This is a genomic window from Paenibacillus baimaensis (assembly GCF_025567575.1).
The window spans coordinates 199,041-209,668 of the sequence record NZ_JAOQIO010000089.1 but is presented as its reverse complement, the minus strand read 5'-3'; the positions used below and the strand labels follow the sequence as shown (position 1 = coordinate 209,668).

Genomic DNA, 10,628 nt, shown 5'->3' with positions numbered 1-10,628 from the left:
AGCCTTGAACGCCATGAGGTCCTTGGTCGCCTTGAGTTCCTTGTGTGCCTTGAGGCCCTTTAACACCCTGAGGTCCTTGTATGCCTTGGGACCCTTGTACACCTTTAGGTCCTTGTTTACCTGTCGGACCGGTTGGACCCGTCTGACCTGTTTGACCTGTTTGACCTGTTTGACCTGTTTGACCTGTCAGACCTGTGAGACCTGTCAGACCTGATAGCCCATCAGACATAATTAATTACCGCCTTTCATTAAAAAACTAATATAAATATATATATTAGATTTGATTAATTAAGGAACGGTACCAGTCCAATGGTATCCATGACGTATTATATTGTGCTTATGCAACGGTTTTTAGGGGGGAATATTAGTGGTAAATTGTCTGATCTGTAATCGGATCAAGATTTTTGGGAGATGTTTCTTGTTGAAATGAGCATTGTATCTGAATCTGTTTTTAATTGTACAATAGCCAAAAAAACTGGATCGCAAGAGCAGAACCAGTTTTAGGTTGCTCACATATTTCAGGCAATTCTGTTTTATGATTCACAATGATAATTATGTAATAGATGAATGTTGCTTTACGGAAACAAAAGCGAACGCGAACGCTTCTCCTGGATCATTTGGCCACTCCGCTCATTATTCACCGAACTTCTAAATATGCTTCGTACTCTCATACAGGTCTCGTCGATTCACGGACAATCAGCTCAGGCTTCCAGATCTTCGAACGATCAGCGGTATCCGATTGTTTATGCTCAATCATATCAATCAAGGTTTCTGCTGCCTGTATACCCAAATCCAGCTTTGGGTGTGCCAATGTTGTCAGCTTCACCTCCATCGCGGTAGCGAGTGTAGAGTCATCGTAACCAACTACCGAAACATCTCCGGGAACGGTCAATCCCGCCTCGCGAATCGCGCCAATCAGCTGTACAGCAAGCTCATCGTTATAGCAGACAAAGGCAGTCGGCCTCTCATCGTCCTGACTCAGCATGGATAAAGCATCAGCATAGGGCTTCGTCTGCTTTTCTTCCGTTGTATAATGAATCACTGCGTGTGGCAGCAGCGGAACCTTCCATTCATGATGCGCACGAATGAAGCCTTTCATCCGGTTCACTCCCTGCAGATCGTCCATTTTGAAAAATCCGGCAATGCGCCGATGTCCGAGTTTGATTAAATGCTCTACCGCTGTATACCCGCCTGCCTCGTCATCCATTTTAATACAAGGACAGTCCATCTCCATGTACCGCTCATTGATCATCAGAAATGGAATGCTTCTGTATTCCAACGATAAATAAAAATCGAGATTCGGGTTTCCCTCCGCGCTTTTGGTCGGCTCGATGATAATCCCGGCCAGCGGATGGGTCAGCAGCATTTGCAGACTTTCGCGCTCTCTGGCCTTGTCGTTGTCCGTGCTGGAAAGCAGCATCCGATAACCTCTCGACCGGAGCACATTTTCTACTCCTCGTACGATGGAAGGGAATATATAGTCGGAAATATAGGTCGTCAGCACACCGATTGTTTGAATTTCCCGCTTCGGCTTTGGTGCCGGCGCCACATATGTACCGCTTCCCTGCACACGATACAACCAGCCTTCCTGCTCCAGCTCACCCAGCGCCTGTCGGACCGTCTGCCTGCTCATGCCGAATTGGTCGGCAATTTCGTGCTCGGTCGGCATCCGTTCATTGGGCATAATCTTAGCAGCACGCAGCCAACCCATAATTTCCTGCTTTAGCTGTATATATTTGGGTAAAGGCTTTTTACTCATCATGCACCTCTGTCGTTCGTGATCTTTTAATTTCTATTATACTTTTGTACGTACCATTTATCCACGCTATTCTAATGACCTGAGTCAGCCATACCAAAAAGCCGTCCCTCAGATCCCCTCGGACCCTACGGAACAGCTCTCTGTAACCATTTTTGTCCAAATCCTCATTCAGCTTCCAAGGCTTCCTCACTCTTTTGTGAGAAAAACGGCACCAGCAGTGCGCAGCCAAGTGAAAAAGCAAGCAGCAGGATAAAGGTCAGACCCTGTAAATCCTTTACAAACAAAATAAGAACCAGCATCGCGATCCGCGATATATTAAGAAACCATTCACGCCACAATAAAATTCGCGCCTGCTCAATGGAGGTATGACGGCTAATAATTCGGAATTGACCGCTGTTCCAGATCGTACTGAAATAAAAGAGTCCCACTGTCGTTAAAATATTCGAAATCACGAGGAATACCGAATGCTGAAGCAGCGCGATCAAGAACCCGACCGAGATCGCCACCATGCCTACCTTTAACCAAATCCCACTGCTCACCGTTAGCTTTCTGTGCAGCACCATCGCAATGATCGAGGATACTGCGTAGAGGACATTGAGTAGAGCTATGACCAACTTGTCATTCGAGACGGAAAACGTAAATATTAAGGCAAACAAGCCCTGAAACTGCAAAAATATACCGGCAGCCAGACAAGAAGGCACCATCCAGCGAATAGCCGGATAAGAAAATACCGTCGAGAATCGCATCTGCTGGAACAATGGCTTCTTTTCCTCCGCCAAGGTAACAGGAGAAATGAAGAACGAAACCACCATTAGCACCGTTATAAATATAAACATCATAATAAACGATCCATAGTAACCGATCCATTTGATAATGAAGGCAAATACGATCGGGTTCACAATCGAGATCGTCTGTCCTATAATCGTCGCATATGAGAAATAATCTTCAAAATTACCACCCTTGCCGATAGCGGTCAATGTAATATTTTGCGAAGCGGCATACAATCCCCACATGATACCGACTGGTATCGCAATAATGGTAATCCACAGCAGACGGTTGTCCAGAGTTAGCGAGGTCAAGAGAATAAACGTGATCGCACCACATGTCGCTGTCGTTCGAATCAACGCTCGTGTCGTATATTTGGTTAACAATCGTGATCCCCCTGCAAAAGCGAGACTCCACGTGATGAACATAATCAGATTAAACCAGGTAACGTCAAAAATACTATGATTCTTTTCCCAGATAAACAGATTTACAAAAATACCAATGTAGTTAAAAATAATCGTTGAGGCTGCGTTCATGATCAGCACTTTGCGGATAGAGGCCGCGATGCGCAAGTTGTCCATCTCCTTAAATTTGTGCTCTTGACTTCGTAAAATTTCGGCGTAGTAGGCCTCTTCAGTTTGCGCAAAGTGCACAGCAGCCTTACATGCATGATGACATCATAACCCATTCTACAGATCATGCAACCATAATTTTTTGAGCTTATCCATTACTTGACAAAAAAGTGTATTCCGCACATAATCAACTGCAGCAGTTGGGTATATATAGATGAAGACATTATCAAATTGTAAAGGATTGATTCACATGTGGACGCGTAAGGAACTTAAGACGAGAGCAAAGGACGTGTTAAGAACCTCCTATTGGAAAGCCTTTTTGGTGAGTTTAATTATTGGCTTTGTAGGTGGTAACGGAGGCAGCGGCAGCAGTATCCCATCCAATCTCTTTAATGGGCTTGATCCTGATACCTGGAACCTTGACGGCGGCAGCTCGTACAATCGTCATAATGCCAGCAGCGGCAGAGACAGCTTCACTGAAATATTCAGGGATTTGATGGATAATGAGACCTTACTGATCATACTCATCTTCGTCGTTATATTTCTTGGGATTATGTTGTTTGCGATGGCGTTTCGAATTTTTTTATGTTATTCACTTGAGGTTGGTGGCAGACGGTATTTTGTAAGGAATGCACAGGGCGATAATAATTTGAATCATATTGAATATGGTTTTCGCAAAAATAAATATTTGGCTATCGTAAAATCCATGTTATGGAAAGATTTTCTTAACTTCCTCTGGTTCCTGCTGCTCATTATTCCTGGGATCGTAAAATCGTATGCGTATCGTATGGTACCTTATATTTTGGCTGACAACGCCAATATTGGTTACAAACGTGCGGTTGAGTTGAGTAACCGGATGACGGCCGGACACAAGTTCAAGATGTGGGTTCTGGATCTTTCTTTTATCGGATGGTATTTGCTCGGATGCATTGCGCTGTTCGTCGGTGTACTGTTTGTTATGCCTTATGAAAATGCTACAAAAGCGGAATTATATCTGGTATTGCGGCAAAATCTGCTTGATAACCACGAATGCAGCTACGAGGAGCTTGATCTGATCGTGCAGTAAGTCACATTCAGTTACGCTGTTATGATCACTGGTTCGATATGTAAAATATGCCGACAACAGCGGGAGAAGCCTTTCCAGTCTTATGGGAAAAACTTTTCCCGTTGTCATCATGATATTGACTCTATCAATCAAAGGAGCTTGGATATGGAGGATTTTGGACTGTATGTCGTTCTCTCACTCATTGTGCCAATTATCGTACTGCTGCTGATCATTACTTTGAAAATCATTAAAGGTAAAAAAATTCCAAACAGCGATTACACCCCATTGGATTACATTACTGGACAAACTCCTATCGAATTCCACGAAGAGAAAAAAGAAAAGGAACACAAGGATGACCAAGGCGATGATAAAGACAAGCACAACCCTGTGAAGGAATAATAACCCGACACTTTCGTTGCTGTTATAAAGCACAATAAAACACAAAAAAGCTCACCTCCCTTTAGATTCATGCTCTAAAGTGGCGAGCTTTTTCTTTTGGTTCTCCGATTTAGTATGTACGGGCTTCCAGATACTGCTCCCAGATGCTAGATGACGATTTTGATCAGACCACCAAATTCAAGCTCATCAAATTTGCGAATCGTAGCTTCCTTCTGAATACTCCAAATACATTGCTCCAGACTGCACGTTAGCGGCACATCCAGTCGGATCGTAGCCAAGTCCTTGGACAGCATCAGCATGTCCCTGTCAGACTCGATCTTGGTTCGAACGCCTTTAGGCAGCGATTCCAGAGCATCCAATACCCCTTCAACGGTTTGATATTCCTGGACTAATTTTAAAGCGGTTTTTTCACCGATTCCCCGAACACCGGGATAATTGTCGCTGGTATCGCCCATAAAGCTTTTTAACTCAATAATCTGATAGGGGTGCAGCTGTTTTTCCTCCCACAAAACCTGCAGATCATAGGTCAAGTAGTTCAGCTTGCCTTTTTTCATAATAATGACATGGATTCGCTCCGAAATCAGCTGCAGCATATCATGGTCCCCGGTCAAAATATAGACATGCGCTTCCTCGCTGATCGCCTTGGCTACTGTACCGATACAATCATCTGCTTCGTAGCCTTGCACGCCGAGATTGAGTATGCCCATTTCTGCGACAACTTCCTTCACCAGCTCGAATTGGGGAATTAGCTCTTCAGGCGGAGCCTTCCGATTGGCTTTATAGGAATCGAACAGCTCCGCGCGAATCGTTGTCCCTCCCAAATCCCAACAACATACCACATGAGTAGGCTTGAACGTTTTGACCGCATCGAACAAATATTGAATAAAGCCGTAGACCGCATTGGTCGGCAGTCCTGCGCTTGTTTTTCGAATATATCCACTATACGAGGTTGCATAAAAGGCTCTGAATAATAAGGCCATACCGTCGACAATTAACACTTTAGGTTCGGTTGATAAATCAGAATTCGTTTCCACTCTGTACACTCCACTCCCTGGCAATCTGAACTATTGCTTCCTATTGTACCAGATTAACGGGCATAAAGTGAACGGTTGCTACATAGAAGTTGTACTCAGATCCAGTAGCTACCTTTTTATGTGTGCAGCGCGGTAACCGTTCGGCACAGTACCTGTGTGTGCTTTAAACAGTTTGCCAAAATAATTTTTGTTGTCGTAACCAAGCATTTCGGCAATTTCCTCGATCGACTTATCGGTGATCTCCAGGAGTTCCTTCGCTTTTCCCATTTTTATCCGGGTTACGTATTCGACGAAGTTCTCCCCTGTTTCCCGTTTAAACAGCCGACTTAAATAACTCGGATGAAGATGGAGATGAGCTGCCGCGTCCTCAAGCGAAATTTTCTTGTCCAGATGATTGTAAACAAAACGCTGGCATTCCACAATCTCGCGGTTATGAGATTCACGGTATACTTGTCCAGCCCATTGAATGGCCTCCCAAAGATAACCCTTTAGCCACAGCTCAAGCTCACGAACAGACGACAACTCGAGTAAATCATGGTGCAGCAGCTCCGAGGAGAACGTTGAATTGTAGTGCTGCAGCGATTTGAGACGCAGACGTACATCAAGAATCATTTTCAGCAGCCATTCCTTTACCTCCATTGGGCGGAATCGATGATATTGTATGAATTCCATCCATTTTGAGACATAGTCGTCAATCATCTCATTGCGCTCCTCGAATATCGCGCGGCGAAATTCCTCCAGTGCCGGCATGTACTGCTCCAGCAGCAGATCGCCTTCCCCGAAGCTTTCTCTCACATGCTCCAGCTTCATCACTGAGGATTCCGGCAAGTAAAAGCGGGGATTTTTCGTATCCACCATATGGAACAATTGATCCTTGAGAGACCGAGCATCTTTCACCGGATTTCCTGTAAGAAATGAGAAGGGAATTTTTGTATATTGAAGCAGGCAGCTCTGGATTTCTCTCAGCGTCTGAGCTACCTTCTGACTGTTATTGATATGAAGCTGCGAATAGTGAGGAAATAGCAAAACAATTTCCCCTGTATCGTACGTAAAAAACACCGTTTCTACGTGATCGACTAGAAGCTCCTCCATAATATTTTCGATGGTATATACGAACAAATCTTTTGACTGAAATCGATTCACAGCCTCTTTAAGCTGATTCGCATAACCGAAAACCGGCAATACAGCATGTTCTCCCCACTTAATACCGAACTCTTCAGCCTTGCGATTCCACTCTACGGTATCGAGAAGAGGCTCATTCACCGTACTCCGGATAAAATGACGCTTTGACGCGCTTCGGTTCAGTTCAACCTCCCTCTCCAGCTTTAAGCTCTTCGACAAAACACCGGCTTCCACATCCAACTGCTCCTTCAACTGTAGGAGCACCTCAGTAATGAGGCGTGCATTCATCGTTTCCTTTAACACATATTCACTCACTGATAGCTTCACAGCTGCTTGGGCATACTGAAAATCATCATGGCAGGATAAGATTACGACCTTCAGCATGGAATGATTCTCTCGCAAGGATCGGATCAATTCAAGTCCGTTCAGACCGGGCATACCAATGTCACTGATCAGTACATCCGTCTTGTCCTTACGTCCAGCCTCAAGTGCTTCTAAAGGATCGTCATAAGTTCCCGCTAAGCGAAATCCTAGCTCGCTCCATTTGATCGATGTCTCCAAAAATTCAAGTACAGGCAAATCATCATCCACGATCATAATTGAATACATCGTTCTCCCCCTTGTCCGCATTCTCGGGAAAACGCAGCACGATACACGTTCCCCGATCTGGTATGCTGTCGATGTCATAGTCGAACCTATCACCGTAAATCAACTTTAATCGTTCAAATACATTATTAATTCCGATACCCGATAATAAATCTTTATGGCTCTCTTCTGTATGATCCCGCAATTTAGCTTCGAGGTGAGCACGCAGCGCGGAGAGTTTCTCCGAAGTCATACCAATGCCTGAGTCGCGGATCTCCACCTGTAGTCGTCCGTCCTCACACTTGCATGAAGAAATAATAATTTCCCCAGGTTTGCTTTTCAATCCATGAATATAAGCATTCTCGATTAGCGGCTGGAGTATAAATCTGGGTACTTTGAGCATAAGCGTATCGGAAGCAGCCTCAATACGCAGCACCACACGATCCCCATGGCGGGAGTTTAATAACCGGACATAGTGTTCATTAATATCAATTTCCTCATGCAGCATGATGAACTCATTGTTACGGTTGATCGTCATCCGCAATACCGAGGATAACGAGCTGATCAGTTCAGCATTCTCCTCATCGCCCTTCATGATGATTTTCAGCCTGATCGAATTCAGTACATTGAACAAGAAGTGCGGATTGATCTGCGCCTGCAGCATCGCAAGCTCTGCCTTACGCTTTAACTCCTGCTCTCGGCGGTTTTCTTTAATCATTCGTTCAATACGGCCAATCATCCGGTCAAATACATAGCCGAGCCGTCCAACCTCATCACCGCCGGTTATATTGGAACGCTCGCTTAGCTGCCCGGACTCAATTTGGACGACGGTCTGGACAAGCTTCGCAATCGGTTTCGTCAAGGCGCGCACCATATAAAGAAGAATGCCAACGAATACAATCAGAAATAGCAGTTGAATCAGAAAATCAGTCTGACGGAACGATTCAATTTTTTGAGCTGCCTTCTTGTAAGGACTCATACTCACAAGCCGCCACTCCGGGGTTATTTGCTCGCTAAGCATGATATATTCTTCCCCCGCTACCTTCAGGAATGAAAAACTATTACTCGTCGGCAATTGATCATAGTAGGGAAAAGTTGTCCCGATGGAGCTATAATCCTTATCTACCACTACATGGCCTTGGCGGTCGATAATCACCATGACTTCATCAGCTTTATATTGATCGAATAACTGCTGGAAATTATCCATCTCCGAACTGACTATAACATAGCCGTAGGTGGATGAGTTGGTGCGTAGAGGCTTGGCTGCCGTGAGCACATAAGGTTTATTTAATGTTTGAATATCATCGTTAGGTTCCGCCCCAACCCACTTCACATTATAACCGGATACCTTATCAATATCCTGAAACCAGCTTTTATCGAAAATATTCCGCGGATCTTTGCTGAACGTTGAGTAAGACGCGACGTACTCCCTGTTAGGCAGCAGTATAGTTACGTTCAGATGTCCAAGTGAGTTAATGACCGTTTCCAACCTTTTAGAAATTTTTTGTTTGTGAGACAAAACATCCCCCTGGCTCGTCGACTCATTGATTCGCCCCAGCTCCAGGATTGAAAGCTGCAATTCCTCATCGAATTGAACAAAATTCATCACATAAACCATATTTTTGATTTGTCCCGCTGCAAACTGGTTGACGATTCTCATGGCTTCTTGAGAGTTCTCCGTCACCTGAGAACGAACAACATCTCTCGTCAACAGATTGGATACATATAATGAAACGATTGACGGCAGAACAAGACAAATCAGAATCGTCAACATGAGTTTATTGCGAAGCGATAAGGTACGAAGCCAATCTGGCACTACAAACCGCCTGCCTTTCCTTTCGTATGAGAAAAAGAGGAGGCTTATCGCCTCCTCTTTTAGTATAACATTAGAATGCTTGAGTTATCAGCACAGCTGATCCATTCCAATGTTACAGAAATGTTTATTTGTTGCTTTTCTTGATTTCTTCTATTTTAGTTGTTGCCGTTTGGATCGTTTTATCCAGATCCTGCTTACCAACCAAGTACAGCTCCACTTGATTCATATATTCCTTTTCTTGCTGCAAGGCATACGTTGGAGGTACTACCAGCTTCGTTGCTTTGTTCACCTTCAGTGTGCTCAACAATGATTCTTTATCAATAAACTTAACATTCTCTGGTTTGCCGCTTTTTAGAATGGCATCAACGTTTTGGTTAATATCAGCTTTTTTCCAACCGGAGAAGAACAAGCCTTGTGTTGTGATACCTTCCGTTGTATACCACTTCACAAAATCATAAGCTTCCTGCTTATGCTTGGAGGATGCTGCGATACCCATGAAGTCTGCGCCAATTTCTGTTAAACCGTTTGTATCTTTGGCGTCATATTTGGGATAAGGTGCAAATACGGTGTTAAATTTACCGTTGAGTGAAAGCTCCCCAACCATCCAGTTTCCAGTTGCAAGCATAGCTGTTTTACCTGCATAAAACACATCGCGGTAATTCATTTTTTGAGATACAACTTCGAAGTAAGGTACAGAAGTCTTGTCTACATTTTCCATTTTGTTGCGCAGATCAAGAGAGTAACGAACTTTCGGATTGTCGATATTCGCTGAGCCATCTGATTTAACGAGGTACGGATTTTCCATATCATTATTTAACGCAAGAAGCGAGTAATCTTTCCAGTTGTGGAAATATGAGCCATATGTCTTGGAGGCTCCTTCACCCTTGGTCATTTTCTTCGCGTATTCGGCATAATCGTTCCAAGTCCATTCGGTCGGAACTGGAAGCTTCGCTTCATCCAGCTTGTCCTTGTTCAGCATAACGAACCATTCGATCATTTTACCAGGTAAAGCATAATATTTGCCGTTCACGATAGGATCGATCTTGTATTCGTCCTTAACAACAATGTTATCTTTCTTCAAATAATCATCTAGAGGCTCTAAAATCCCTGCACCTACACGTTGGGCAAAATCAGATGCACTGGAATACATCACTACGTCCATTTGATCACCAGAAGCGGCCAGAAGGTCCATCTTTTTCATACCTTCCTGGGAATCACCCTTCTCGGACATCCCCTCATATACCACTTTAACGTTTGGATGCGTTTTGTTGTAAGCATCAACCGTAGCATTCCAATTCCCTTGAGCTTCGGTATACCAAGCCTGAACCTTGATCGTTACAGGCTCCTTGGAACCTTCATTACCGGCATTCGTCGATGATCCTGCATTATTATTTGTGGCACCGCATCCAGCAAGTGCGGTTGTGGTTAATAGTAAACCGCTAAGCGTTAATAAACTCTTTTTCATATAAACCCCTCCATATACGAACTATTTATTTTGAAAACCGTTACATTCCGAATATAACAGACGCTT

At 44.1% G+C, this 10,628-nt stretch carries 8 protein-coding genes and 1 pseudogene; 2 read left to right on the top strand and 7 right to left on the bottom strand.

The annotated features are described in order from the left end of the window. From OB236_RS23465 to OB236_RS23455, 3 genes and pseudogenes are all read right to left on the bottom strand, one after another. A pseudogene (locus OB236_RS23465) lies at window positions 1-229 on the bottom strand (collagen-like protein); the annotation flags it as partial. A 438-nt stretch (window positions 230-667) separates the two neighbouring features. Continuing rightward, entirely contained in the window at window positions 668-1,759 is a 1,092-nt protein-coding gene (locus OB236_RS23460) for a GntR family transcriptional regulator (protein WP_262686150.1), read from the bottom strand. A 164-nt stretch (window positions 1,760-1,923) separates the two neighbouring features. Beyond that, on the bottom strand, window positions 1,924-3,096 hold the full coding sequence (locus tag OB236_RS23455) for an MFS transporter (protein ID WP_262686149.1): 1,173 nt from the start codon (window positions 3,094-3,096) through the stop codon (window positions 1,924-1,926). Window positions 3,097-3,346: 250 nt separating this feature from the next. On the opposite strand from OB236_RS23455, the gene OB236_RS23450 reads away from it, so the two are divergent. Continuing rightward, window positions 3,347-4,162, top strand: a complete 816-nt coding sequence (locus OB236_RS23450; protein ID WP_262686148.1) for a DUF975 family protein — start codon at window positions 3,347-3,349, stop codon at window positions 4,160-4,162. Window positions 4,163-4,306: 144 nt separating this feature from the next. Further along, window positions 4,307-4,540 carry a DUF3951 domain-containing protein gene (locus tag OB236_RS23445; RefSeq protein ID WP_262686147.1) on the top strand — a complete coding sequence of 78 codons (234 nt, stop codon included), beginning with the start codon at window positions 4,307-4,309 and terminating at the stop codon, window positions 4,538-4,540. A gap of 146 nt (window positions 4,541-4,686) precedes the next feature. Here OB236_RS23445 and OB236_RS23440 read toward each other — a convergent pair whose 3' ends face one another. From OB236_RS23440 to OB236_RS23425, 4 genes are all read right to left on the bottom strand, one after another. After that, window positions 4,687-5,574: a 5'-3' exonuclease gene (locus tag OB236_RS23440; protein WP_262686146.1), complete on the bottom strand. Its 888-nt coding sequence runs from the start codon at window positions 5,572-5,574 to the stop codon at window positions 4,687-4,689. Window positions 5,575-5,682: 108 nt separating this feature from the next. Beyond that, window positions 5,683-7,305, bottom strand: coding sequence for a response regulator transcription factor (locus OB236_RS23435; protein WP_262686145.1), 1,623 nt, complete (start codon window positions 7,303-7,305; stop codon window positions 5,683-5,685). Then, the gene (locus OB236_RS23430; RefSeq protein WP_262686144.1) at window positions 7,280-9,097 is read right to left on the bottom strand and encodes a cache domain-containing sensor histidine kinase; all 1,818 of its coding nucleotides are present in this window, start codon (window positions 9,095-9,097) and stop codon (window positions 7,280-7,282) included. Before OB236_RS23430 ends, OB236_RS23435 begins: the two co-directional genes overlap by 26 nt. A 124-nt stretch (window positions 9,098-9,221) precedes the next feature. Next, window positions 9,222-10,562 carry an ABC transporter substrate-binding protein gene (locus OB236_RS23425; protein WP_076235157.1) on the bottom strand — a complete coding sequence of 447 codons (1,341 nt, stop codon included), beginning with the start codon at window positions 10,560-10,562 and terminating at the stop codon, window positions 9,222-9,224. Window positions 10,563-10,628: the final 66 nt, after the last annotated feature.